This window comes from Rhodococcus sp. ACS1, assembly GCF_002300155.1.
Lineage (GTDB): Bacteria > Actinomycetota > Actinomycetes > Mycobacteriales > Mycobacteriaceae > Rhodococcus_F > Rhodococcus_F koreensis.
Genome location: NZ_NSDZ01000012.1, coordinates 33219 through 58465 on the forward strand (window position 1 = coordinate 33219; position 25247 = coordinate 58465).

Here is a 25247-nt window from a genome sequence, read left to right on the forward strand (position 1 = left end):
ACTGTCGGTGGTGGGGCCCGGGTTACGCGGGCAGGTCGATCAGGCCGGCGAGGTGCGCGCGGTGACGGTAGGCGGTGCCGAATGCCAACTGGTCGCTCTTCGCCCTCTTCAGATACAGGTGGGCGGGGTATTCCCAGGTCATGCCGATCCCGCCGTGCAACTGAACGCACTCCTCCGCGGCGTGGACCGCGACCCCGCTGCAGTACGCCTGCGCGACGGCAGCCGCGACCTCGGCGTCCGCGTCGCCCCGGGCGGCGGTGTCCGCGGCGTAGCGGGCAGCGGCGGCCGCGGAGGTGACTTCGAGCCACAGGTCGGCGAGGCGGTGCTTGATCGCCTGGAACGACCCGACGGCGCGGCCGAACTGGGTTCGCTCCTTGGCGTACGCCAGGGTCGTCTCGAAGCACCACTGCGCGAGCCCGAGTTGCTCGGAGGCGAGCAGCGCTGCGCCGAGAACGAGGGCCTCACGGACCGCCGCCGCGGCGCTGCCGTCGTCGATGCGGGTGGACGCGGCGGCGTCGAACGCGACATCCGACAATGGCCGGGTCATGTCGAGCGCGAGCACGGGCGTGACCGTGACACCGGCGGTGCCGGCGGGCACCGTGTGCAGTTCGAGCCCGTTCGGACCCTCGACCGGCACGATCAGGATGTCGGCCTCCGAGACGCCCGCGACGCTGGTCACGGTGCCGGTCAGGGCGTCGCCCTCCCGGTGCACGGTCGGGGTGAACAGTCCCGGTGCGGTCGCGAGCCCGACCGTGAGTGCACCGGTGGTCGTCCCGTCGGCGAGTGCGCCGACTGCCTTCGTGTTTCCCGCTTTCAGCAGCGCGACCGTCGCGAGTACGGCGCTGGACAGGTACGGGACGGGCGCGACGGCACGTCCGATCTCCTCCATGACCACCGCGGCCTCGCGTGCGCTCGCGCCGGCGCCGCCCAGGTCCTCGGGAACGAGCAGGCCCGCCAGTCCGAGCTCGACGGCGAGGGATTTCCACACCCCGGAGAAGTCGGCGGGCGTCCCGTCGTACGCCCCGACGACCAGCTCGTGCGGGCACCGGTCGGCGAGTAGCCGGCGGACGCTGTCACGCAGGGCGTCTTCGGTGTCGGAGTACAGCAGATCTGCGGTGTTCATCGGGGCAGGTCCTTCCAGGCGATGTCCTTGTCGACGCGATGCTCCGGCGGGAGGCCGAGGACGCGTTCCGCGATGACGTTGCGCAGGATCTCGGACGTGCCGCCCTCGATCGAGTTGCCTTTCGCGCGCAGGTACCGGTATCCGGGTTCGCGGCCGGTGAAGTCGACCTTGTCCGGGCGGCGCATGCTCCAGTCGTCGTAGCGCAGCCCGGCCTCACCGTGGAGTTCGATGTCGAAACCCGAGATGGTCTGCGCGAGCCGGGCGAAGGCCAGCTTCAGGCCGGATCCCTCGGGGCCGGGCTGCCCGGCCTCGAGTTGCTGCCGCAGCCGTTCGCCGGTCAGCCGGGCGACTTCCGCTTCGACCCACAGCCGGAGCAGTTCGTCGTGCATCGCGGGGTCGCGGAGCTCGGGTTGTTCGCGCCAGGCGCGGGCGACCGGTCCGATCATGCCGCTCTCGCGGGCGGCCGCGGAACCGCCGATCGCGACCCGTTCGTTGTTGAGGGTCGCGGTGGCCACCTTCCAGCCCTGTCCCTCGCTGCCGAGCCGATCGGAATCGGGAATGTGGACGTCGGTGAGGAACACTTCGTTGAACTCGGCCTCACCGGTGATCTGCCGCAGCGGCCGGACGTCGATACCGGGATCGCTCATGTCGCACAGGAAGTAGGTGAGCCCGGCGTGCTTGGGCACCGACGGATCCGTGCGGGCCACGAGGATGGCCAACTGCGCGTTCTGCGCCCCCGATGTCCACACCTTCTGCCCGTTGACCGTCCATTCGTCACCGTCACGGACGGCTCGCGTCGCGACGGCGGCGAGGTCGGAACCCGCCCCCGGTTCGCTGAACAGCTGGCAGTAGATGTGCTCGCCGGTGAAGATCGGCCGAAGGTACTTCTGCTGCTGTTCGTCGGTGCCGAACGCGGCGATGGTCGGCGCGGCCATGCCCAGTCCGATCCCGTTGCGGCTCTTCGCCGGGCCGGGCGCCCCTGCGGCCTCGAGTTCGGCGTCGACCTGCGCTTGGAAGCTCTGCGGCAGACCCAGACCGCCGCGCCCGGGCGGGAAGTGGACCCATGCGAGGCCGGCGTCGAATCGGGCCCCGAGGAACCGGGCCGGATCCGACTGGTCGTTCTGTTCCAGGAGGGTCGCGACGCGGCCGCTCAGGTCGCGTGCGATCGCCTGTTCGTCAGTGCTCATCGTCCTCAGTCCTTCGGTCAGATTCCGGCCCGGGCGGCGATGTCGCACGCCTTGGCCACGAGGTCGTCGATGCGCTCGACGGTCGGGGTGCCCGCGGCCGCCTTGTTCTGCGGTTCATCCCGGGCGCGGCGCATGACGCCCTCCGCGATGACCGCCACCTTCCACAGGCCGAGGACGTGCCAGAACGCCAGGGCTTTCGGGTCGCGTCCGGTCTCGTCGAGGTACACCCCGGCGATCTCCACCCGGTCCGGGAAACCGTCGAGGGTGGACGCCGGGAAGTCGCCGCCGGTGGTCTCACCCGGCTCCGGCCAGTACGCGAGCAGGCTGCCGACGTCGGCGAGCGGGTCGCCCAGCGTGCACAACTCCCAGTCCAGGGCGGCGGTCACCTCCCCGGTCGCGTGGGAGGTGATGACGTTGCGCAGGTGGAAGTCGCCGTGCACCAGTGTCAGTTCCCGCTGCTCCGGCACCGAGTCGGTGAGCCGTCCGGTCAGGTCGTCGAGGGCGGGCAGCTCGCGGGTCTTCGACTTCTCCCACTGACCCGACCACCGCTTGAGCTGACGCTGCGCGTACGGCTTGTGGCTGGCCAGGTCGGTCAAACCGGTGCTCTCGAGGTCCACCGCATGGATCTTCGCCAGCGTCCGCGGCAGCGACAGGCCGATCGCCCGGCGACGTTCCGGGGTCAGGCACTCCGCGATCGACATGCGATCGACGACCTGTCCGTCGACGAACTCCATCAGCAGCAGCGGTACCTCGGTCACCTCCGGGTCGTCGGTGAGCCCGAACACCCGCGGGGTGGGCACCGCGGTGTCCTCGAGGGCGGAGAGAATCCGCGCCTCGCGGGCGACGTCGTGGGCCGACGCGAGCAGGTGCCCGAGGGGTGGGCGCCGGAGCACCCATCTGCCACCCGCCCGGTCCTGGACCAGGTAGGTGAGGTTCGACTGGCCGAGACCGATCCGGTCGAAGGTCAGCGGTCCGGCAGTGTCGATGCCGAGCGTGCCGATCCAGCGGCTCACGGCCTCGCTGTCGATGCCGACGACGTCCACGCTAGACACCGAGCTGAGCCCCCTGCCGGAACGGGATTGCGTCGCCGAGCAGTTGCCCGCCGTCGATCGCCATGGTTTCGCCGGTGATCCAGCTCGCGGCATCGGACACGAGGAACGCGACCGCGGACGCGATGTCCTCGGGTTCGCCGATCCGTCCCAGCGCCGTGGACGCCGACACGGCCTGCTCGTGGTCCTTCCACAGCGCCTCGGCCAGCTTGGTCCGCACCACACCGGGAGCGACGGCGTTGACCCGCACGTTCGGTGAGAGTTCCAGTGCCAGTTGCTTGGTGAGGTGGATCAGCGCGGCCTTCGACGCGTTGTACAGGCCGATGTTCGCCTCGAACGCCATGCCACCGATGGACGCGGTGTTGACCACGGCGCCGCCGTGCTCGCCCATCCACGCCTTCGTGGCGAGGCCGGTCCACAGCACCGGCGCCCACAGGCTCACGTCGAAGGTCTTGGCGAACCGTGCGTGGTCCTGGTCGATGACCGGTCCGAAGGCGGGGTTCGTTCCCGCGTTGTTGACCAGGATGTCCAGGCTGCCGAAGCGTTCGACGGTGGTGTCGACGCAGCGCCGGGCGGCCTCCTCGTCGACGGCGTGCGCGGCGACGCCGATCGCGGTGCCCCCGACCTGCGCCGCGGCGGCGTCGGCCGATTCCTGGGAGCGTGAGGTGAGCACCACGTCGGCACCGGCCGCCGCGAGGGCCCGGGCGACGGCCAGGCCGATACCCCGCGAGGCGCCGGTGACGATCGCGGTGCGTCCGGTGAGGTCGAGTCCGGCCATGTCAGCTCACCGCAACCTTGTGACCGTTGGTGGAAGCGTGGGCGGCGTCGCGGTACTGCCGCAGTTCCTGCCGCGCGATGGCGCGCTTGTGGACCTCGTCGGGACCGTCGGCCAGGCGCAGGGTGCGCAGGTGCGCCCAGGCCATGGCGAGGGGGAAGTCGTCGGTGACGCCCGCACCGCCGTGCACCTGAATCGCCCGGTCCACGATCTTGAGCGCAATGTTCGGAGCCGCCACCTTGATCGCCGCGATCTCCGTCCGCGCCTCCTTGTTCCCCACCGTGTCCATCAGATACGCCGCCTTCAGCGTCAGCAACCGGATCATCTCGATCTCGATGCGCGCCTCCGCGATCCAGTCCTGGATGTTCGCGTTCTCACTGACCGGCTTCCCGAACGTCACCCGCGACGACGCGCGGCGGCACATCAATTCGAGTGCCCGCTCCGCCATCCCGATCGCCCGCATGCAGTGGTGGATCCGGCCCGGCCCCAGCCGCGCCTGGGAGATCGCGAAGCCCTCGCCCTCGCCCTTCAGCACGTCCGTCACCGGCACCCGCACATCCGCGAAGTCGATCTCCGCGTGCCCCTCACGGTCCTGATACCCGAACACCGGCAGCCCCCGCATCACCGTCACCCCGGGCGCATCGATCGGCACCACCATCATCGACTGCTGCCGGTGCGGCGCCGCCGACGGATCCGTCTTGCCCATCACGATCAGCACCTTGCAGTTGCGGTGCAACGCATTCGACGCGAACCACTTGCGGCCGTTCAGCACGTACTCGTCGCCGTCACGCACCATCGACAACTCCACGTTGGTCGCGTCCGAACTCGCCACCGCGGGCTCGGTCATCGCGAACGCCGACGCCATCGTCCCGTCGAGAAGCGGCTTCAGGTACTTCTCCTTGTGCTCGGCCGTGCCGAACAGCTCGAGCACCTCCATGTTGCCCGTGTCCGGCGCATTGCAGTTGCACGCCTCCGACGCAATGTGGCTGCGCCCCATGATCTCCGCCAACGGGGCGTACTCGAGGTTGGTCAACCCGGCGCCCGTGCCCGGGTGCGGATGGAACAGATTCCACAACCCCCGGCGCCGCGCCTCCGCCTTGAGCTCCTCCAGAACCGGCGGCTGGAAATGCGGATCCCCCGACTCCCGCATCTGCTCCTCATACACCGCCTCCGCCGGATACACGTGCGAATCCATGAACTCGAGCAGATCGACCTGCAACTGCTGGGCGCGTGCGGAAATGTCAAACAGGGACATGGGAACTCCTGACGGGTAGTGAGGGAAACACGGGTGTGCGCTTGTCGAGGTGGCTCTGGATGCCCTCGACGAGATCGGCCCCGCGGAACGCCTGCAACATCAGGCCTTCCGCTCGGGCCACGGACTCGGCGTAGGTGCCGTCCGCATCGCTGTGCAATTGGTCCTTGATGACGGCCATCGACGTCGGCGAGCAGTGCGCCGCCAGGTCCGCGGCATACGCGACCGCGGCGTCGACGACCGAACCGTCCGGCACGAGGTGGTCGACGAGTCCGATGCGCAGCGCCTCCTCGGCGTCCACAATGCGGCTCGACAGCAGCAGGTCGGTGGCCCGGCTGCGTCCCACGAGTCGGGGCAGCAGCCAGGAGATACCGTATTCGGCGATCAGCCCGCGCTTGGCGAACGCGGTCGTGAACCGTGCCGATGCGGACGCGAACCGGACGTCGCAGTAGAGGGCCTCCACCATGCCGAGTCCGGCCGCGACCCCGTTGATCGCCCCGATGAGCGGTTTCCGCAGCGTCGCGGGAAGGTCGCGGGGGCGCGGGCGGAAGAGGTCCGCGTCGGAAGCGTCACCGACGGCCTGCAGGCGGCCGAGGTCGGCACCGGCGCAGAACCCGCGCCCGGCGCCGGTCACGACGATCGCGCGCACGTCCGGGTCGTCCTCGGCGTCCACGAGCAGCGTGAAGTAGCGGTCCTCGAGGTCGTCTGTCCAGGCGTTCAGCTTGCCGGGCCGGTTGAACGTCAGCACCAGGACCGGTCCGCGCCGCTCGGCGAGGACCAGGTCTGCGGGCTCGCCGGTCACGCGTGCTCCAGCAGCGAACTCTGGAAGCGGCGCATTCCGCGCAGCCAGCGGTCGTAGTCGGACCCCTTCTGCTGGTACATGGTGAGGACGCTCTCGTGCGGCAGGATCAGGAACGTCTCCCGGTCCACGGCGTCGAGCACGATGTCGGCGACCTGCCCGGGCTGCAGCACCTCCCCCGCCGAGACGACGGCCTTCGTGGCAGCGACGCCGAGGGGATCACCCGAGTTCTCACCGGAGCGCATCAGCTTCGTCTCGACTCCCATCGGGCAGAGGCAGCTGACGCGAACCCCGTCGTCCCCGTATGTGACCGACAGCCATTCGGCGAACGAGACGGCCGCGTGTTTGGTGACCGCGTAGGTCGCCGAGCCGATCTGGGTGAGGAGGCCGGCCGCGGAGGCGGTCGACACGAAATAGCCCTCGCCGCGCGCGATCCACTTCGGCACGAGTTGCTGGGCGGCGCGGATGTGGGCGCGGACGTTGACGTCGAACGCGAGGTCCCAGTCGGCGTCGCCGGCGTCGAGGCCGGGCGCTCCCGCGATGCCGGCGTTGGCGAAGTAGAGATCGACCGGCCCGAACTCGGTCTCCGCGCGGTCGATGATGCGCCGGATCTGATCGGTGTCCGCGACGTCGCCACCTTCGGCGACGGCGGATCCCGGATGGCGGGCGTTGATGCCGTCCGCGACGGCGACGGCTGCGTCCGGGTCGAGATCGGCGACCAGCACCTTGGCGCCCTGTTCGGCGAGACGGTCCGCGATCGCCCCGCCGATTCCGCCTCCACCGCCGGTCACGATGGCGACTTTCTGTGCAACCTTCACGAGGTGTCCTCTCCTTCGCCGTGCGTTGTGACTCGCGTCTCTCTTTTGTATAGTTGAATCCGTCGTCAAGTTCAAGTGTCTGGGGTCGGCAACACACGACTTCCGATGCAGCCAACGTGACACATCCAGGCCCTGCACCACCCGGAATCGAGGGAGACAGATGACCGACACCACCGCACTGCCCGTTCGCCCCGCGAGCTTCGACGAGCTCACAGCGCTGATCGGCAAGGAGCTGGGCCCCACCGACTGGCACGACGTCACCCAGGAACGCGTCAACGCCTTCGCGGACGCCACTGGCGACCACCAGTGGATCCACATCGATACCGAGCGCGCTGCCGCCAGCCCGCTCGGCGGCACCATCGCGCACGGCCTCTACAGCCTGTCCCTCGGACCGGCCCTGTCGGCGACCCTGCTGCGCTTCGACGGCTTCGCACACAGCCTGAACTACGGCTACAACAAGGTCCGCTTCCCCGCGCCGGTGCCGGTGGGTTCGCGCATCCGGATGCGTGCCACCATCCAATCCGCGGAACAGGTCGGGGGCGGCATCCAGGTGACCATGTCCCAGGTCGTCGAGCGCGAGGGCTCCGACAAACCGGTGGTCGTGTCCGAGTCCGTCGCCCGCGTCGTCGAGGCCGGCTAGCAGCCGTGAGCACTTGTGAACCGCCCGCGGTTGACAACTACTCACGGGCGAATGTGCTCGATCCGGTGTCCCGCCACGCCGACGCCACTCCCGACAACATCGCGCTGCGAGGTGCGGACAGCACCCTGACCTACGGACAGTTGCGCGCCGCGAGCACCCGGTACGCGGGAGCGCTCACGGAAGCGGGCCTGTCCCCCGGCGACCGAATCCTTCTGGCCGCACCCTCGGTGCCCGAGTTCGTGGTCGCGTACCTGGGCATTCAGGCGGCGGGGTGCGTCGTGGTGCCGGTGAACACGATGTCGACCCGGCCCGAGACCGAGTACGTCCTCACCGATGCCGGCGCCGCACTCGCCATCGTGTGGCACGAACTCGGGCCCGCGATCGCCGACGCGGCCGCCGCGCTGGACATCCCGGTCTGGACGCTCACCCCGGACAGCGTGTCGCCGGACAGCGTGTCGCCGGACACCGAGCCGGTTGCCGTCGCCCGGCGGGATCGCGACGACACCGCCGCCATCCTCTACACGTCCGGTACCACCGGGCGGCCGAAGGGCGCGGAGCTGACGGTGGGGAACCTGCTGTCCGGCGGCGAGATCGGCGCCGAATGCAGTCGCGGTTCGAGCGAAGACCGGACCGGCACCGGACTTCCGCTGTTCCACGTGTTCGGCCAGGCCTCGGTCATGATGGCGACGTTCACCGGGGGTGGGTCGCTGACGCTGCTGGCCCGGTTCGATCCGGCGGCGATGCTCGCCCTGCTCCGGCGCGACCGCCTGACGATCATGGCCGGTGTGCCGACGATGTGGAACGCCATGCTGCATGCCGCGGACGGCACTGACTCGCAGGACTTCACGCAACTGCGCATCGCCATCTCCGGAGGCGCGTCACTTCCGGGCGAGGTGGCCCGCGAATTCGAGTCCCGCTTCGGGTGCACCATCCTCGAGGGCTACGGGCTCACCGAGACCACCGCGTTCGGCACGTTCAACGACATCGACCGCGGCGGGAAGATCGGCTACACGGGTCGCGCGGTGCCCCGGCTTGCGGTCGAGGTGCGGGACCACGACGGGCTCGCCTGCCCGCCCGGGACCGTCGGCGAGGTGTTCGTGAAGGGGGCGACGGTGATGAAGGGCTACTGGAACCGGCCGTCCGACACCGCCGCCGTCCTGGACCCGGACGGCTGGCTGCGCACCGGGGACCTGGGCGAGACCGATGCGGACGGGGATCTGCGCATCGTCGATCGGGTGAAGGATCTCATCATCCGGGGCGGCTACAACGTGTACCCAAGTGAGATCGAGGAGGTCCTGTACGCGCACCCCGACATCCTCGAGGCCGCCGTCGTGGGCGTCCCCGACGATCACTACGGCGAGGAGGTGGCCGCGGTCGTGGCCACTGTCCCCGGTTCCGGGCTGGACGGCGCCCAACTGACCGGCTGGGCCCGGGAACGGCTGTCCGCATACAAGATTCCCCGGATCGTCGCCATCGTCGACTCCCTTCCCAAGGGGTCGACCGGAAAGATCCTCAAACGGTCGATCGACAGAACCGCACTGAGAAACGACGCACTGACCGCAGAAGTACCCGAAAGGTGAACACCGTGACAACCGTGAACAGGCAGGTCCGACTGGCGAAGCGTCCGGTCGGCCGTCCCGACGACTCCACCTGGGAGATCACGTCGGAACCGATACCCGAACCCTCGGACGGCGAATTCACCGTGAAGGTGGACTACGTGTCCCTCGACCCGGCGATGCGCGGGTGGCTCGACGACGTGAAGTCGTACGTGCCGCCGGTCGCGATCGGCGAGGTGATGCGCACCCACGCCGTCGGCCGGGTGGTGGCGTCGAAGAACGCGAAGTTCCCCGAAGGACAGCTCGTGTCCGGGCAGTTCGGCGTGCAGGAGTACGCGCTCTCCGACGGCCGCGGCGCGCTCGCCGTCGACGAGTCGCTCGCCCCGGCACCGACGTGGCTGGGCGCACTCGGATTTCCCGGCATGACCGCGTATTTCGGCCTCACCGACGTCGGCAGACTGGAGAAGGGCGACACCGTGCTCATCTCGGGCGCGGCGGGAGCGGTCGGGAGCATCGCCGGGCAGATCGCCAAACTGAAGGGCGCCACGGTGATCGGCGTCGCAGGCGGCCCCGAGAAGTGCGCGTGGCTGACCGAGGATCTGGGTTTCGACGCGGCGATCGACTACAAGTCCGAATCGGTCGGGAAGGCGCTGCGCGCCGCCGCACCGGACGGGATCGACATCTACTTCGACAACGTCGGCGGGGAGATCCTCGACGCCGCGCTGGCCCGGCTCCGCAAGAACGCCCGGGTCGCGCTGTGCGGCGCGATCTCCGGATACAACGCCACCGACCCGCAGCCCGGGCCGTCCCGGTACCTGTCGCTGCTGGTCAACCGTGCGTCGATGACGGGGTTCATCGTGTTCGACTACCTCGACCGGTTCCCCGAGGGCATGGAGGCGATGTCGGAGTGGATCCGGGCCGGGGAGATCGTGACCCGTGAGCAGGTCGAGACCGGGGGCGTCGAGGCGTTCGGCCGCACCCTCAATCTGCTGTTCGACGGCGCCAACACCGGCAAGCTGGTGCTGACGATCAGCTGAACTCCTCCTCCCGCGACGATGCCCACCGCCGAGATCCGGCGGTGGGCATCGTCGTGAAAAGGGGCGGGGTGTCTAGTAGAACTGGGCACCGGGCACGGCGGCCGGATCGCTGCGGACCTCGGCGGTGTTGGTCTCGCGGAGCTTCCACGCGCAAAGGAAGGTGACCAGCCCCATCACCGCGACGAACACCGCGACGAACGTGGTGGTCCCGGTCTTGGCGATCAGCGCGGTCATGATGAACGGGGTGCCGCCGCTCACCGTGATCGCGGCCAGCTGATACGCCAGCGAGGCGGCGGAATACCGGACATTGGGAGCGAACAACTCACCCATGTACGCGGCGATCGGCCCGTACGTCATGGACTGGAAGACGCTGCCGACTGTGACGGCGACGAAGAACAACACCAGGTTCCGGGTGTTGATCAGCCAGAAGTACGGGAACGCCCACACGATGATCATCGCCGCACCGATCAGGATCATCGGCCTGCGTCCGATCTTGTCGGACATGTGCCCGGACCACAGCACCACACCGACCGTGAGCGCCGCGCTGAGCAGCGAGATCGCGAGCAGGTCGTTGCGCTTCATCCCCAGTTCCGCGGTGCCGTAACTGAGCACTCCGGCGATGGAAATGTAGAACAGCGAGTTGGTGGCCGCGAGCAGGCCGCAGCCGAGCAGGATCTTGCGCCAGTGGTCCCTGATCGCCTGGGTCAGCGGTGCGCGGACGACGGTCCCGTTCTTCTTCTCCGCCTGGTCCTGCAGGTGACGGAATTCGGGGGTGTCCTCGACCTTGGTCTGGATGTACAGCACCACCGGGAACAGCAGTGCGCTGGCGAAGAACGGGATCCGCCAGCCCCAGCTGAGGAACGCCTCGTTCGAGATCGCCGCGGTGGCGCCGAGGAACACGAGGTTGCCGAGCAGGACACCGAACGAGACACCCATCTGCCCGAAGGTGCCGGAGAATCCCCGGCGCTTGGGACTGGCCGATTCGGTCAGCAGCAGCACGATCCCACCCCACTGACCCCCACACGCGAGGCCCTGGACGAACCGCAGGACCACCAGCAGGATCGGGGCCGCGATCCCGATGGTCGCGGCGCCGGGCAGGCAGCCGATCAGGAACGTCGCCAGCCCCATGAACAGCAGGCAGGTCACGACCGCCGGTTTGCGGCCGTACTTGTCACCGAAGTGACCGGCGACGAGGCCGCCGAGCGGGCGGGCGACGAAGCCGGCCCAGAACGTGCTGAACGAGAGCAGGGTGCCCACCAACGCCGACGCGCCAGGGAAGAAGACGTGGGGAAAGACCAGTGCCGCAGCGGTTCCGTACAGGAAAAAGTCGTACCACTCAATCGAGCTGCCGACCAGTCCCGCCGCCAGCAGTTTCCGATGTGCACGCGTGCGCGAGACGGCCGTGTCGCCTGCCGCGTCCTTACTCGGCTGCACCGCGGATGAAGTCATCCGATCACTCCTCGAGATAGGTCTACGGGTGGATGTGGGATCGCGATTTTTCAGAACATGACGCCAACTTCAAGTCAGTGAGCGCTTGCTTAGTGTGTGTGAACAGTGATGTGATGTCAATCACTCGAGGGGATTGATCTTGCCGATTCCCGCCGGCACGGACGAAGCTCGATGCGGCGGAGAGGACCACCGATGACCGAACTGCGAGACGACGTGTTCGCGACCGAGCAGGCCAGCCCGGGTCCGCCGACCTCCGAGGAGCGCCTGCTCCGCGCGGCGACGACGCTGTTCTCCGACAAGGGTTTCGAAGCCACACGCACGCGGGACATCTCCACGACGGCGGGAATGAGCCCCTCCGCGATGTATGTGCACTTCCCGTCCAAGGAGGATCTGCTCTTCCAACTGGTCCGCCGGTCGAACGAGCGCGCCCTCGCGCTGGTGCTCAGCGCGGTCGCACCGTTCACCGACCCGATCGACCGCGTCCGGGCCCTGGTCCGCGAGTTCAGCATCATGCACGCCCGGAACTTTCGCCGGGCGCGCATCGCCCAGTACGAGAGCAGGCATCTCAGTCCCGAACACCGCGAGACGGTGGCCGAGACCCGGCTCCAGATCCGGGTCGCCGCGATGCGCGAGGTGCAGAACGGGCTCGATCAGGGTGTGTTCCTCATTCCCGACCCCCGCGTCGCCGTTCTGGCGATCATGTCCCTCGCGGTGGACATCTGCCGCTGGTACAGCCCCGACGGCGAATTCACGCCGGAGGAACTGGGCGACATCAACGCCGATCTCGTTCTGCGCATCCTCCACGCCCCCGGCTACTGACGGCCCCTCAGACGCGGTCCGGGACGCGCAGCGCGTTCGTCCACATCCGCGCGAGTCCGGCGTTCAGTTCTTCGAACGTGAGTGATCGCCGCTCGCTCGGCGGTCCGACGAAATAACCGTAGGCCATTCTCCCGACCATGGCGGACAACGCCTTCGACGTCAGCATCGGGTCGAGCGACGCGTCGGCGAGACCCCGAGCCTGCAGATCGGCGATCGCCCGCGCGTTGCGCAGGTAGAACGTCTCGTCCCGCGAGCGCTCCAGTTCACGGAATGCAGGGTCGACGTGCGCGACCTGCTCGAGCAGGGCCAGCAGACGCGCATTCCGGCGGCACGCGTGCAGGTATGCCCGGATGCTCGCCTCCACGACCGCGTGCACGTCGCCCTCGTCCTCGACCCGCCCCATCCCGGGATGCAGCAGGTCGTTCTGCGTCACCTCCACGACCGCCGCGAACACTTCCTCCTTACCGGCGAAGTAGGTGTAGAAGGAGCCGGTCGAGAGTCCGGCCTCCTTGCTGATGTCGACGAGGCGGGCGTCGAGGTATCCCTCGCGCTCGAACACCACCCGGGCCGCGGCGACGAGGCGATCGCGGGTGCGGACGCCCCGGGCGGTGACCGGTGGTGTGGGTGCGGTTCGCGGGCGCGACATGTCAGTACGGGTCCACGTTCTCGAAGTACCGCCGGGGCACGTCGACCAGCATCTCGGTGATCATCTTCTCGGTGACGCCTCGCTCGCGGACGTAGGGCAGCACGTCGTTCTCGATGTGCAGGTAGTGCCACTGCGGCAGCGCCGCCATCAGGTTCGGGTCGATCCAGTCGATGTAACAGGAGGCGTCCTGCGACAGGACCATCTGCCCCGCGAAGCCGCGGCGGCACATCTCGACGAGCGTGTCGGCGCGCGCTTCGAACGTCGTTTCGAGGTTGATCCCGAACCGGTCCATGCCGAGGACGAAGCCGGCCTCGGCGAGGCTGGTCAGGTGGTCGACGTCGGTGCTGTCTCCGCTGTGCCCGAGCACGATCCGGTCGGGCCGCACGCCCTCCTCGTCGCACATCACGCGTGTGACGTGCAGACCGGCCTCGCTGCCGGGGTGGGTGTGCACGGTGATCGGCACTCCGGTGCGCCGATGCGCCTTCGCGACGGCCCTCATGACCCGCTCGACACCCGGTGTCGGCCCCTGGTGGTCGATCGCGCACTTGAGCAGGCCGGCGCACACCCCGGTGTCGGCGATCCCCTCTTCGATGTCTTTGACGAACATGTCCACCATCGGGTCGGGCACCTCGGCCCCCACCATCGCGTCCAGCGCGGGACCGCGGTAGTGGAAGAAGAACGGCACGTCGTCGTAGGTGTACAGCCCAGTGGCCGCAACGATGTTCAGTTCGGGAAGCTGTTCCGCCACCCGCTGGATGCGCGGAATGTACCGGCCGAGGCCGACGACGGTGGGGTCGACGATGGTCCGGACCCCCTGCTCCGCCAGCGCGCGCAGCTTGGTGACGGCGTCGGCGACCCGCTCGTCCTCGCTCCCCCACTCGTCCGGGTAGTTCTGCTGCACGTCGGGTGTCAGCACGAACACGTGCTCGTGCATGTACGTGCGTCCGAGTTCGGCGCTGTCGATCGGTCCGCGGACCGTGTTGACCTGACTCATGCAGATTCGCCTCTCCGAGTGTGACCGTCGTCATACCCCGGGCTCAGCGTAGAGCTAACTTGAACCTGACGTCAACATTTACTGCCGTGGGTCACCCACCACCGGCTGCAGCCTGGATCGGCGCCATGTCGAAGTAGTCGCGCCACGTGGTGATCTTGCCGCCGGTGATCTCGAAGACGCCGACGACGGGCAGTTCGACGACGGTGCCGTTGAGGGTGAACACGTCGATCCGCTCGTTCATCACCACCCCGCTCGACTCCTCGGCGTTGGGGCTCTGACCGCCGTCGGTGACCTGCCGGTGCACCCGGAAGTCGATGCCGCCGAAGGCCGCGGTGAAGCCGGCGATGAACTCGCGGATCGCGTCACGCCCGGTGACGGGTTCCATCGGAATATTGTGATAGACGGCGTCTTCCGCGAAGTATTCGGCGATCTTCGCCGGATCGGGCTCGATCCACTCGGCGCAGAATTGGGTGACCAGCTGGTCCGGGGTCATCGGTTCTCCCTCTCGATCGCGAACGGTTCGATGATGGCCATGACGGACTGGATCGCCCCGGCCGGGATGTCGAAATGTTCCGTGATCCGGACCGACGTCACCTCGGTAGGTGTGGCCCCGAGGTCGAGCACGAACCGGGCCACCACGTTGTCGCCCCATTCGTGGAAGGAGAGGTCGCGCACGGCCTGGATGGCCTGATACTGCAGTCCGTTCTCGAGTTCGTCCCGGATGAACGCCCCCGATTCGCCCGTGTGCTGCCCGTTCTCCACCCGCCACGCGTTGTCCGCGAGACGCACCTTGGTGGCGTCGTGACTGACCAGTGCGTCGATGTAGGCCCTGGCCATCGCGACGCGTCCGCTGTCGGCCGTGTCGGTGGCGTGTTTCGCGATCGCCGCGAGCAGGGGCGCGGCCAGTTCCGGCCGGCAGATCAGCAGGTCGGGGAGATAGGGGTGGGATTCGTTGTAGCCCAACGGGGTTCCGTCGATCCGCGAGCAGTGCAGGCCCGCGGCCACGGCGACGCCGACGGGGGCCGCGGAGTCCCATTCCCACTGCCCGCCCGCATGGATGTACGCGTCGACGTCTCCGCGGAGCACCGCCATCGCCTTCGCGCCCGCCGAACCCATGGTGGAGACCTCGGCACCGATGTCCGTCGCGACGGCGTCGACGAACGCGGGCGGCCTGCTGGCGGACACGACGATCCGCGGGCGGGCAGGCAGCTGTTCGGCATGGACCGCGTGGCTGTCGTCGTCGCTGGCGTACACGGCGCCCAGTGCCGGTTGCGCGACCGCGGCCGCCGTGATGCCGCGACCGCGTTCCCACAGCGCGACGTGCACCGCCCAGTCCGAGTGCCCGGGCAGTCCGTACTCCTTGGACCCGTCGAGCGGGTCGATGATCCACACCCTTGACCGCTCCAGCCGGGACCGGTCGTCGGCCGACTCCTCGGAGAGGATCGCGTCTTCGGGTCGCTCCGCCGCGAGTTTGCCGAGGATGAACGCATCGGCGGCGATGTCGCCGCGCCTGCCGAGTTCACGACCGTCGGCCGATCCCAGTCCCGCGGTGCGGATGTCCAGCAGCAGGGCGCCGGCACCGGAGGCGATGTCGGCCGCGAGTCGTGCGTCAGTGATCACGTGTCAACAATTCCATAATTCTCGCGGCTTGTTCGGTCGGCGTGCCGTCCTCGGGCCGGAGCACGAGTTCGGCGTTCTCGGGCGCCTCGTACGGGTCGTCGACCCCGGTGAATCCCGTGATCTCCCCGGCGCGGGCCTTCGCGTACATGCCCTTGGGATCGCGCGCCTCGCACTGGTCCACCGGCGTGTCGACGAACACTTCGACGAAGTCGAGCCCGGCTGCCCGATGCTGTTCCCGGACGCGGTCCCGGTCCTCGCGGTACGGGCTGATCAGCGACGCGATCGCGACCACCCCCGAGTCGGCGAGCAGTTGCGCGACGGCGCCGACACGGCGGACGTTCTCGGCGCGGTCCGTCGCACTGAACCCGAGGTCGGCGTTGAGGCCGTGCCGCAGGTTGTCGCCGTCGAGCCGGTAGGCGGGCACCCCGGACGCGACCAGGCGGCGCTCGAGTTCCACCGCGACCGTCGACTTTCCCGACGCCGACAGTCCGGTCAGCCACACGGTGCGGCCGCGCGTCGCCCGCTCCTCCCGCGACACGGCCGCCGCGTGCCACACCACCTTCGAACGCGACAGCGTCGGCCCGGTGATCATGCCGGCGGCGACCGTGTTGTGGGTCGACTCGTCGACGAGGACGAAACTGCCCGTCACGTGGTTGCGGCGGTACGGGTCGAACATCAACGGCTGCGACGTTCGCAGCTGCACACGGCCGATCTCGTTGAGCGACAGCGACCGTGCGGACTCGTCGCGGTGCAGGGTGTTCACGTCCAGCCGATAGTCGAGCCGCGCGATCGACGCCTTGGTGGCACGGGTGGTGTGCAGCAGCGTGTACCGGGCATCGGGTGTCAGCGCGGACTGTTCGCTGAACCAGCAGACCATCGCGTCGAGTTCCTGCCCGACGAGCGGACGGTTGTTGGGACGGCACAACACGTCTCCGCGGCTCACGTCCAACTGGTCGGCGAGTTGCACGCACACCGCCGACGGTGCGAACGCCTCGTCGAGGCGGGTTCCGCCGGGACCCCAGATGGCACTGACGGTGGAGGTGAACCCCGACGGCAGGGCCACCACCTCGTCGCCCGGCTTGAACACCCCACTGGCGACCGTCCCCGCGTAGCCGCGGAAATCGTGCAACGCCGAATCGGTCTGGCGTTGCGGCCGGACCACGTACTGCACCGGGAACCGCGCGTCGATCAGGTTGCGGTCGGACGCCACGTGCACCTGCTCGAGGTAGTGCAGCAGCGACGCTCCCTCGTACCAGGGCATGTTGGCGGTGCGTTGCGCGATGTTGTCGCCGCGCAGTGCCGACACCGGGATGAACGTGAGGTCGTGGACCTCGAGTTTGATCGCGAACTTCCGGAATTCCTCCTTGATCTCCTCGAAGCGTTCCTCGGACCACCCGACGAGATCCATCTTGTTGACGCACAGCACGAGGTGCGGAATTCCGAGAAGGCTGGCGATGAAGGCGTGGCGGCGGGTCTGCTCCAGGATCCCCTTGCGGGCGTCGACCAGGATCAGGGCCAGGTCGGCGGTCGACGCGCCGGTCACCATGTTCCGCGTGTACTGCTCGTGCCCCGGGGTGTCCGCGATGATGAATTTGCGGTGCGGCGTGGCGAAATAGCGGTGCGCGACGTCGATGGTGATGCCCTGCTCGCGTTCGGCGCGCAGGCCGTCGGTGAGCAGAGCCAGGTTCGCGTGTTCGTCGCCCCGTTCGCGGCTGGTGCGTTCGACCGCCTCGAGCTGATCCTCGAAGATCGCCTTGGAGTCGTAGAGCAGCCTGCCGATAAGGGTGGACTTGCCGTCGTCGACGCTGCCCGCGGTCGCGACCCGGAGTAACTGCGGCATCAGAAGTAGCCTTCCTTCTTGCGGTCTTCCATGCCGGCCTCGGAGATCCGGTCGTCCGCCCGGGTCGCCCCGCGCTCGGTCAGCCTGCTCGCGGCGACCTCGGTGACGACGGCCTCGGGGCTGGTTGCCGACGATTCGACGCAGCCCGTGCACGTGGCGTCGCCGACGGTCCGGAAGCGGACGAGGGCCTCGTACGGTTCGTCACCGGGGAGCAGGGTCAGGAACCGTGTGTGCGCCAACAGCATTCCGTCGCGGAGCACGACCTCCCTGCGGTGCGCGTAGTACAGGGACGGGAGCTCGATCCCCTCCTCGCCGATGTACTGCCAGATGTCGAGTTCGGTCCAGTTGGACAGCGGGAACACCCGGATGTGCTCGCCCTTGCGATGCCTGCCGTTGTACAGGCTCCACAGTTCCGGGCGCTGCGCCCGCGGATCCCACTGCCCGAACTCGTCGCGGAAGCTGAACACCCGCTCCTTCGCGCGGGCCTTCTCCTCGTCGCGCCGGGCGCCGCCGAAGATGGCGTCGAACCCGTGGTCGCGGATGCCGCGCAGCAGCGCCGTGGTCTGGAGCCGGTTGCGGCTGGCCCGCGGACCCGTCTCCTCGCTGACGCGACCGGCGTCGATGTCGTCCTGCACGCTGGACACCACCATCCGCAGGCCGAGGCGGTCGACGGTCCGGTCGCGGAACTCGAGGACCTCGTCGAAGTTGTGGCCGGTGTCGACGTGCATGACGGCGAACGGGAGAGGCGCGGGCCAGAACGCCTTGGCGGCCACGTGGAGCATCACCACCGAGTCCTTGCCGCCGGAGAACAGCAGGACCGGTCGCTCGAATGTGGCGGCCACTTCTCGGAAGATGTGCACGGCTTCGGCTTCGAGCGCGCCGAGGTGGGACAACTCGTACACGGGCGGTGCGGTCATGGGCGACTCCTCGTCGCGAGTTCCTTACCGGTCGCTATTCCATATTTGGACCAGCCCGGTCGAAAATGAATGCATCTTCGAGAATAGAACGTGTTTCAGATTGCGGTCAATGCCTGCCCGCCCGTCACCGCGGCCGGCGGCCACCCACCTCCGTCGTGATCGCGTCCGCGGCCGCGGCGAGGGCCTTGCCCCGCCGCGCGATCTCGGACGGCGCGAGTTCGGTACCCACGTAGAGGGTGAGGACCATGGCCTGATGCCCCTCGGCGTCGTACGTCGGCGCCGCGATGAGGCTGACGGGGTGCGGCGACGCGGGGTCCGCGTGCTCGGCGTCCAGGTACACCCGCTCCCCCAGGCTGGACACCATCTCGCCGAGCACGTCGCGCAACTCCGGCGGCAGGTCGTGCGCGGCCACCCCCGCCATGAGCGTGTGCAGGCGCTGCCCGACGGGAGTGAGTGTCTCGACGAGGTATCCGGTGCGGGAACACTCCTCGACGACCGTGCGCAACCGGTCCCGGTCGAGGCGCACCGGCAGCGTCGGTTCCCGGCGCAGCCACGACTGCAGGGCGTCGTCGCCGTCCCACAGCACGTACATCAGGCCGACGGGCGGCGCGAACGGGTACATTTCCCCCACCTTGGCGGCGGCCCGCACCCCCGGCGGACTGGTCAGCTCGAGGACGGCGATGCGGTCGCCGACCACCGCCGACGCAGTGCAGGTGGTCCGGAGCTCGTCGCTGAGCACGGCGAGATGCCTGCGCGCCACCGGCCCGGCCGCAAACCCCTGCTGGGCCGCGCGGCCCGCCGCGATGAGGGCGGGCCCGAGGCCGTACGTCTTCGTGGCCGGGTCCCGGACCAGGTAGCCGCCGCGGACCAGTTCGGTGAGGATCCCCAGGCACGTCGGCTTGCTGATGTCGAGCGTCCGGGCCAGCTCCGACAACCCGAAGCGATGCTCCTTACGCGCCACCAGGAAGTCCAGCACCTGCACCACACGCTCGGTCGGCGGCGACCGCCGGCCCTGCGCCCGGTCGGGCATCTCGTCCTCGTGCCCCATTGACCACTCCTTAGAACACGTTCTATTGTCGGTTCATCAATGTTCTACCACGCAGGTACATATTTGTACCACCCCTCGTGAGGAGCACGGTGTGCTGACCGACCCATTCGCCGACGCCATGGCCGAGGCCGAGAAACTGATCGAGAGCGCCCCCCACATCCGCACCGAACAGGACCTGCTGGAGGGCTACCAGTACCTCGCCGGCGGAATCCTCGCCACGACGCACGCGGCCTGGGCCACCGAACGGTCGCACCCGACGTTCATCTCGGGCACCGGCCCGTACATGAAGATGGGCCTGGACAACCCGGACACCCTCTACTTCGGTGCGCGGATCGACGACGACGTCGAATACGTGGTCACCGGCCTGCGCGGCACCACGGCGGACCTCAGCTTCCAGGTGCTGAACGGAAATTACACGGCCGCACACGTTCCCGGCAGCGTCACGGCATTCGACGACCGGGAGATCGACATCGCGCCCGACGGCTCGTTCGAGGTGCGGTTCGGCCCCGACGACAGTGCGGGCCGGCGCAACTACTTCACCCTCGCTCCGGGGTCGTCGCAACTGGTGGTCCGGGAGGTGTACAGCGATTGGAGTCAGCGGCGCGGCACCATTCGCATCGCCAGGGCGGATACGGTCGGTACCGCCCCGGGCCCGCTCACCCGCGAGACCGTGGAGAAGCGGTACGCGCGTGCGGGCAAGGCCCTCGTCGCGCGGGTGAAGACGTGGCTGCAGTTCCCGGAGTGGTTCTACCTGAACCTGCCGGTGAACACGATGACCGAGCCACGGCTCACTCCGGGCGGTCTCGCCACCCAGTACTCGTCGGTCGGGCACTACGAACTGGCCGAGGACGAAGCCGTGGTCATCACCGTCCCCAAAGCCGACGTGCCCTACCAGGGCTTTCAGCTCGGCAGCATGTGGTACATCTCCCTCGACTACGTCAACCACCAGACGTCGCTGAACGTCGCACAGTCGCAGGTGGATCCCGACGACCACATCCGTCTGGTCGTGTGCGAGCGCAATCCCGGCGTCGCCAACTGGATCGCCACCGTCGGGCACCTCCGCGGCTACCTGCAGTTCCGCTGGCAGCGCGTCTCCCGCGAACTGACCCCGGACGACGGTCCCCGGGTCGAGGTCGTGAAGTTCGACGAGATCCACCGGAGCCTGCCGTACTACGACTCCAACAAGATCTCCCCCGGGGACTTCGCTGCACGCATCGCCGCACGCCAGGCCGCAGTGGCCGACCGGATGCTGGGATGACCGCCATGACTACTCCACAACTCCTGCAGGACAAGGTCGTCGTCATCTCCGGCGTCGGACCGGCCCTGGGCCGTACCCTCGCCGTCCGCTGCGCAGCCGCCGGCGCCGACGTGGTGCTGGCCGCCCGGACCGCGTCGCGCCTCGACGAAGTGGCCAAGGAGATCATCGCCGTCGGCCGGCGCGCGGTGACCGTCCCGACCGACATCACCGACCAGGCCTCGGCCGAGAACCTGGTGTCCGCGGCCGTCGACGCGTACGGCACGGTCGACGTGCTGATCAACAACGCGTTCTCGGTTCCGTCGATGAAACCGCTGGCCCGCACCGAGTTCGACCACATCCGCAGCAGTTTCGAGCTGACCGTGCTCGGGGCATTGCGGCTGACTCAGCTGTTCACTCCCGCACTCGCCGAGGCGAACGGCGCGGTGGTGAACATCAACTCGATGGTGCTCCGGCACTCCCAGGAACGGTACGGCAGCTACAAGATGGCCAAATCCGCCCTGCTCGCGACGTCGCAGTCGCTCGCCACCGAGTTGGGACCGCTGGGAATCCGCGTCAATTCCGTTGCCCCCGGCTACATCTGGGGAAACACGCTGAAACAGTATTTCACGCACCAGGCCGAAAAGTACGGGACGACCGTCGAGCAGATCTACGAGCACACCGCCGCGAACACCGATCTGAAGCGGCTCCCCACGACCGAGGAGGTCGCCGACGCCGTGATCTTCCTGGCCTCCCCGTTGGCGAGCGCCGTGACCGGCCAGTGCCTCGACGTCAATTGCGGCGAATTCCACCACTAGCGAACAGAACCGGAGCATCATGAGCGAGCGCACCACGGTCGGCACGGTCGAGGACCTGCACGCCTCGGCCACCCGGCTGACCGGTCTCACCGACTTCGGTGTGGACGACTACACCGAAGCCCTCGGCGTCCTGCTGGATTCGTATCACACCGACGAGCAACTGACACCGCTCGGCAGCAAGGTGTCCCGGGTGTTCCTCCGCGGCGCCCTGGTGGCCCGGCTGCTGAGCGAGGCGGCGTGGAAGCAGAACCCCGAGCACGCGGACGTGCGGATCGAGCGGCCCATCTTCGTGACCGGCCTTCCCCGCACGGGGACGACCGCGCTGCACCGACTGCTCACCGCGGATCCGTCCCATCAGGGCCTGGAGATGTGGCTGACCGAGATGCCGCAACCCCGGCCGCCGCGTGAGACCTGGGAATCGAATCCGGTGTTCCAGAAGATCGAGGAGGGCTTCAGCCGCCACCACATCGAACGCCCCGAATTCATGGGCGTCCACTACATGTCGGCGAGCGAGGTCGAGGAGTGCTGGCAACTGCTGCGGCAGACGTTCAAGTCGATCTCGTACGAGTGCCTGGCGTCGCTCCCGACGTATTCCCGCTGGCTCGAGGGCCAGGACTGGACGAACGCCTATCGGCGGCACAAGAAGAACCTGCAGCTGATCGGGCTGCCCGACCGGGACCGCCGCTGGGTGCTGAAGAACCCCAGTCACCTGTTCGCGCTCGACGAACTGCTCGCGGTCTACCCGGACGCGCTGATCGTCCAGACCCACCGGCCGCCGCGCACGATCGTCCCGTCGGTGTGCAGCCTGGCGGAACAGGCGACGGAAGGGTGGTCGGAAAAGTTCCGGGGCAGCGTCATCGGGGAGAGCCAGCTCGAGCTGTGGGCCCGGGGGCTCGAGCAGTTCACCGCGGCCCGCGCCCGGCACGACCCCGCCCAGTTCGTCGACGTCGACTACCGGGATTTCGTGGCCGATCCGCTCGGCACCGTCGAGGGGGTCTACACGCACTTCGGGCTCGATCTCGGTGGGCCAGCCCGGGCGGCGATGGAGGCGATGCACGCCGAGAGCCGCAGCGGCGACCGCCGCCCCTCGCACAAGTACACGCTCGAGGAGTTCGGGCTGACGGCCGAGCAGGTGGACGAGAGATTCGCCGACTACCAGTTCAGCGCGTCCAGCTGACCGGATAGTCGAGGATCGACGACGCCGCCCGCGCCGCGATCAGCGGCCTGGGCGACAGCGGCAGGTGGACGACCGGGGGAAGCGGCTCGGGTTCGGGCTCGGGTCGGGGATCCGGTTCGGCTTCCGGTTCCGGCGACCACGTCGTACCGCTGTCGAGGTCGAGAGCGTCGAGCAGCGGTATCAACTCGGCGGCGATCCGGTCGCCCACCTCGGTGAACGCCGACTCGGCCAGACCCACCGGGTCGCTGATGTTCGGCTCCTCGACCGTCCCGTAGTCCCGGCGGGCAACCGCGAGTTCGGCGACGGTGCGGGCCCCGGTTGCGGCGGCGATCCTGCGTGCCTCCCGCAGGGTGAACGTGCAGTGGCTCGTCCCGAGGAGCAGTTCCATCGAACGGTCCCGGATCTGCTCGGTCATCGCGAGGACGAGGTCGGCGCGTTTGATCATCTCGGGCTGCAGGCGGCGCGCCCGGAAGCCGTCGGCGCTCGCACCGAGGCCCTCGATGACGCGGGCGGCGACGGGTTCGATCGGAAAGCCCACGAGGGCGCGGACGCCGGCGCTCTCCGCGGTGAGGTGCGGCAGATCGCGGGCGAGTGCGTACGCGTATGTCAGCCGCTCTGCGATCGGCGAGCGGCAGACGTTCCCGCTACAGACGAACAGAACATGCATGAGGGAACCCTAACCAGCGACTTCGCCCACATGCGAGCCCGATTCCACTGTCCGAGCGGTCTGTTCTTACAGTTCACCCACAGGTGGTGGGTCGTTCATCCACTGGACTCCTCACGGTCACGTCGATTCACGAACACCCGGCACCCCGTCGTCTGCCCACAGCAGACAACTGGCGGTCCTGCGCCGGCGCGGCGGTAGAACTGGAGACATGACCACAGCCGCACTACCCGACCTGAACTACCGCGACCTGTTGGCGGACAGACTGTTTCGCCAGCGCACGATCCTCCTCACCGGCGAGGTCGACGATGCCATGGCCGAGCGCGCCTGCTCCGAACTGGTGCTGCTCGCGGCCGCCGACCCCAAACGCGACATCGTGCTGTACATCAATTCGCCGGGTGGTTCCGTCTTCGCAGGCCTGGCCATCTACGACACGATGAAACTCGTCCCCAACGACGTGGTGACCGTGGCCATGGGTTTCGCCGCCAGCATGGGGCAAGTACTGCTGTGCTCGGGAACCCACGGCAAGCGGATCAGCCTGGCGCACAGCCGAATCATGATGCACCAGCCCTCGGCAGGGATCGGCGGTACGGCCGTCGACATCGCCATCCAAGCCGAGAGCCTCGAACGGATGAAGCGACAGTCGCAGGAGATCCTGGCCGCGGAGACGGGGCATCCGGTCGAGCAGATCGCCGAGGACAGCGACCGGGATCGGTGGTTCACCGCGGACGAGGCCCGCGACTACGGGATCGTCGACCGCGTCGTGTCCTCGTTCGCGGAGATCGCCCCGCACACCACCGCCCCGAGAATTGGATTGTGAAGCCATGTCCCAATACACCATTCCCCACGTCATCGAACGCACCCCGGCAGGCGAGCGGTCGTTCGACATCTTCAGCCGACTGCTGAACGAGCGGATCGTCTTCCTGGGCACGGAGATCGACGACGGCGTCGCCAATGTCGTGATGGCACAGCTGCTCCACCTGCAGGCGGACAGTTCCGATCAGGAGATCGGGCTGTACATCAACTCCCCCGGCGGCTCCACGACCGCGATGCTCGCCATCTACGACACGATGCAGTTCCTGCGCCCGACCATCGCCACCTACTGCATGGGGCAGGCCGCCTCCGCCGCGGCGGTTCTCCTGGCAGCGGGAACCAAGGGACACCGGCACGTCCTGGCGCACTCCCGGGTACTGCTGCACCAGCCGTCGACGCAGGGCAACGGCACGATCTCCGACCTGGCGCTGCAGGCCGCCGAGATCATGCGGGTTCGTTCGCAGACCGAGGCGATTCTGAGCAAACACACCGGGCAGACCGTCGAACGCCTTCGCCGGGACACGGACCGCGACCGCATCCTCACGGCTCAGGAGGCCATCGACTACGGCCTGGCCGACACGCTCGTCGCGGAGTGACTGCGAAGGCTAGGCGGCGAGCAGGGTGGGCACCTGCCGGTTCGGGTTCCCGGTCGCCGAGTTCCGGTTGGCCGCGCCGAGCCGGCGCCCGGACCGGAACAGCAGGTGTTCGACCGGGAGACCGAGGGCGCCGCACACGGCGCGCAGCATTTCGGAGGACGGCTCCTTCTTCCCGCGCTCGATCTCGGAGAGGTACTGCTTCGACATGCCGACGGCGGCGGCGACGTCCTCGAGACTCCGGTCCTGGTCCCGGCGCGCCTCGCGGAGCACCCGCCCGTAGAGCTCACGCACCAGCGGCTCCTCCCGCGAACTCTCGGGGGCGGCCGTGACCAGCGTCAGTCTGCGCTGAGCTTCCATACCTCCGGAGTCTTCCAGC

26 protein-coding genes are annotated in these 25247 nt (G+C 68.5%); 9 read left to right on the top strand and 17 right to left on the bottom strand.

Annotated features, from left to right (window positions below):
• Positions 1 to 22: 22 nt before the first annotated feature.
• From CJ179_RS44675 to CJ179_RS44705, 7 genes are read right to left on the bottom strand one after another with little or no spacing between them, the layout of a single operon-like run.
• Positions 23 to 1123, bottom strand: coding sequence for an acyl-CoA dehydrogenase family protein (locus tag CJ179_RS44675; protein WP_095865718.1), 1101 nt, complete (start codon positions 1121 to 1123; stop codon positions 23 to 25).
• Positions 1120 to 2310 (bottom strand): acyl-CoA dehydrogenase family protein, encoded by a 1191-nt coding sequence (locus CJ179_RS44680; protein WP_095865719.1) that lies wholly within the window; start codon positions 2308 to 2310, stop codon positions 1120 to 1122. The genes CJ179_RS44675 and CJ179_RS44680 overlap by 4 nt, the downstream gene beginning before the upstream one ends.
• A gap of 17 nt (positions 2311 to 2327) precedes the next feature.
• Positions 2328 to 3362 carry a phosphotransferase family protein gene (locus CJ179_RS44685; protein WP_095865720.1) on the bottom strand — a complete coding sequence of 345 codons (1035 nt, stop codon included), beginning with the start codon at positions 3360 to 3362 and terminating at the stop codon, positions 2328 to 2330.
• A complete protein-coding gene (locus CJ179_RS44690; RefSeq protein ID WP_095865721.1) occupies positions 3355 to 4137 on the bottom strand; it encodes an SDR family oxidoreductase in 783 nt (260 codons plus the stop codon). Before CJ179_RS44690 ends, CJ179_RS44685 begins: the two co-directional genes overlap by 8 nt.
• 1 nt (position 4138) lies before the next feature.
• Positions 4139 to 5389 (bottom strand): acyl-CoA dehydrogenase family protein, encoded by a 1251-nt coding sequence (locus tag CJ179_RS44695; protein ID WP_072946077.1) that lies wholly within the window; start codon positions 5387 to 5389, stop codon positions 4139 to 4141.
• Positions 5376 to 6188, bottom strand: coding sequence for an enoyl-CoA hydratase-related protein (locus CJ179_RS44700; protein WP_095865722.1), 813 nt, complete (start codon positions 6186 to 6188; stop codon positions 5376 to 5378). The genes CJ179_RS44695 and CJ179_RS44700 overlap by 14 nt, the downstream gene beginning before the upstream one ends.
• The gene (locus CJ179_RS44705) at positions 6185 to 7003 is read right to left on the bottom strand and encodes an SDR family oxidoreductase (RefSeq protein ID WP_095865723.1); all 819 of its coding nucleotides are present in this window, start codon (positions 7001 to 7003) and stop codon (positions 6185 to 6187) included. Before CJ179_RS44705 ends, CJ179_RS44700 begins: the two co-directional genes overlap by 4 nt.
• Positions 7004 to 7163: 160 nt before the next feature.
• Here CJ179_RS44705 and CJ179_RS44710 point away from each other — a divergent pair, with 160 nt between their 5' ends.
• From CJ179_RS44710 to CJ179_RS44720, 3 genes are read left to right on the top strand one after another with little or no spacing between them, the layout of a single operon-like run.
• On the top strand, positions 7164 to 7643 hold the full coding sequence (locus tag CJ179_RS44710) for a MaoC family dehydratase (RefSeq protein ID WP_072946070.1): 480 nt from the start codon (positions 7164 to 7166) through the stop codon (positions 7641 to 7643).
• Between the two features lie 5 nt (positions 7644 to 7648).
• Complete coding sequence (locus tag CJ179_RS44715; protein ID WP_095865724.1) at positions 7649 to 9223, top strand: AMP-binding protein; 1575 nt, start codon at positions 7649 to 7651, stop codon at positions 9221 to 9223.
• Between the two features lie 5 nt (positions 9224 to 9228).
• Positions 9229 to 10236, top strand: coding sequence for an NADP-dependent oxidoreductase (locus CJ179_RS44720; protein WP_095865911.1), 1008 nt, complete (start codon positions 9229 to 9231; stop codon positions 10234 to 10236).
• A 72-nt stretch (positions 10237 to 10308) separates the two neighbouring features.
• Here the strand turns inward: CJ179_RS44720 and CJ179_RS44725 are convergent, their stop codons facing one another.
• Positions 10309 to 11685, bottom strand: a complete 1377-nt coding sequence (locus tag CJ179_RS44725) for an MFS transporter (protein ID WP_095865725.1) — start codon at positions 11683 to 11685, stop codon at positions 10309 to 10311.
• A gap of 192 nt (positions 11686 to 11877) precedes the next feature.
• Here CJ179_RS44725 and CJ179_RS44730 point away from each other — a divergent pair, with 192 nt between their 5' ends.
• Positions 11878 to 12504, top strand: a complete 627-nt coding sequence (locus CJ179_RS44730; RefSeq protein WP_095865726.1) for a TetR/AcrR family transcriptional regulator — start codon at positions 11878 to 11880, stop codon at positions 12502 to 12504.
• 7 nt (positions 12505 to 12511) lie between these two features.
• Here CJ179_RS44730 and CJ179_RS44735 read toward each other — a convergent pair whose 3' ends face one another.
• The 7 genes from CJ179_RS44735 to CJ179_RS44765 all read right to left on the bottom strand — a co-directional run bounded on the left by CJ179_RS44735 (position 12512) and on the right by CJ179_RS44765 (position 19569).
• Positions 12512 to 13150 carry a TetR/AcrR family transcriptional regulator gene (locus CJ179_RS44735; protein ID WP_095865727.1) on the bottom strand — a complete coding sequence of 213 codons (639 nt, stop codon included), beginning with the start codon at positions 13148 to 13150 and terminating at the stop codon, positions 12512 to 12514.
• Position 13151: 1 nt separating this feature from the next.
• Complete coding sequence (locus CJ179_RS44740) at positions 13152 to 14144, bottom strand: phosphotriesterase (RefSeq protein ID WP_095865728.1); 993 nt, start codon at positions 14142 to 14144, stop codon at positions 13152 to 13154.
• 91 nt (positions 14145 to 14235) lie between these two features.
• Positions 14236 to 14637 (bottom strand): nuclear transport factor 2 family protein, encoded by a 402-nt coding sequence (locus CJ179_RS44745; RefSeq protein WP_072946058.1) that lies wholly within the window; start codon positions 14635 to 14637, stop codon positions 14236 to 14238.
• Positions 14634 to 15764 (bottom strand): 3'(2'),5'-bisphosphate nucleotidase CysQ, encoded by a 1131-nt coding sequence (locus CJ179_RS44750; RefSeq protein ID WP_072946056.1) that lies wholly within the window; start codon positions 15762 to 15764, stop codon positions 14634 to 14636. Before CJ179_RS44750 ends, CJ179_RS44745 begins: the two co-directional genes overlap by 4 nt.
• Positions 15754 to 17604, bottom strand: a complete 1851-nt coding sequence (gene cysC / locus CJ179_RS44755) for an adenylyl-sulfate kinase (protein WP_072946053.1) — start codon at positions 17602 to 17604, stop codon at positions 15754 to 15756. The genes CJ179_RS44750 and cysC overlap by 11 nt, the downstream gene beginning before the upstream one ends.
• The gene (gene cysD, locus CJ179_RS44760; RefSeq protein WP_072946051.1) at positions 17604 to 18521 is read right to left on the bottom strand and encodes a sulfate adenylyltransferase subunit CysD; all 918 of its coding nucleotides are present in this window, start codon (positions 18519 to 18521) and stop codon (positions 17604 to 17606) included. Before cysD ends, cysC begins: the two co-directional genes overlap by 1 nt.
• 124 nt (positions 18522 to 18645) lie before the next feature.
• Entirely contained in the window at positions 18646 to 19569 is a 924-nt protein-coding gene (locus tag CJ179_RS44765; RefSeq protein WP_072946049.1) for a helix-turn-helix domain-containing protein, read from the bottom strand.
• A 91-nt stretch (positions 19570 to 19660) separates the two neighbouring features.
• Here CJ179_RS44765 and CJ179_RS44770 point away from each other — a divergent pair, with 91 nt between their 5' ends.
• Genes CJ179_RS44770 through CJ179_RS44780 form a run of 3 tightly spaced genes read left to right on the top strand, consistent with a single transcriptional unit; the run spans position 19661 to position 22798 of the window.
• Positions 19661 to 20827, top strand: a complete 1167-nt coding sequence (locus tag CJ179_RS44770) for a hypothetical protein (protein WP_072946047.1) — start codon at positions 19661 to 19663, stop codon at positions 20825 to 20827.
• On the top strand, positions 20824 to 21621 hold the full coding sequence (locus CJ179_RS44775) for an SDR family oxidoreductase (RefSeq protein WP_072946045.1): 798 nt from the start codon (positions 20824 to 20826) through the stop codon (positions 21619 to 21621). The genes CJ179_RS44770 and CJ179_RS44775 overlap by 4 nt, the downstream gene beginning before the upstream one ends.
• A 19-nt stretch (positions 21622 to 21640) precedes the next feature.
• Positions 21641 to 22798 (top strand): sulfotransferase, encoded by a 1158-nt coding sequence (locus CJ179_RS44780; protein ID WP_095865729.1) that lies wholly within the window; start codon positions 21641 to 21643, stop codon positions 22796 to 22798.
• Here CJ179_RS44780 and CJ179_RS44785 read toward each other — a convergent pair.
• On the bottom strand, positions 22782 to 23465 hold the full coding sequence (locus tag CJ179_RS44785) for a low molecular weight phosphatase family protein (RefSeq protein ID WP_095865730.1): 684 nt from the start codon (positions 23463 to 23465) through the stop codon (positions 22782 to 22784). The genes CJ179_RS44780 and CJ179_RS44785 overlap by 17 nt on opposite strands.
• Positions 23466 to 23673: 208 nt before the next feature.
• Here CJ179_RS44785 and CJ179_RS44790 point away from each other — a divergent pair, with 208 nt between their 5' ends.
• Both CJ179_RS44790 and CJ179_RS44795 read left to right on the top strand, forming a co-directional pair.
• On the top strand, positions 23674 to 24282 hold the full coding sequence (locus tag CJ179_RS44790) for a ClpP family protease (protein WP_005568279.1): 609 nt from the start codon (positions 23674 to 23676) through the stop codon (positions 24280 to 24282).
• A 4-nt stretch (positions 24283 to 24286) separates the two neighbouring features.
• Positions 24287 to 24871, top strand: a complete 585-nt coding sequence (locus CJ179_RS44795; RefSeq protein WP_072946042.1) for an ATP-dependent Clp protease proteolytic subunit — start codon at positions 24287 to 24289, stop codon at positions 24869 to 24871.
• Between the two features lie 9 nt (positions 24872 to 24880).
• Here CJ179_RS44795 and CJ179_RS44800 read toward each other — a convergent pair whose 3' ends face one another.
• On the bottom strand, positions 24881 to 25228 hold the full coding sequence (locus tag CJ179_RS44800) for a helix-turn-helix domain-containing protein (RefSeq protein WP_095865731.1): 348 nt from the start codon (positions 25226 to 25228) through the stop codon (positions 24881 to 24883).
• Positions 25229 to 25247: the final 19 nt, after the last annotated feature.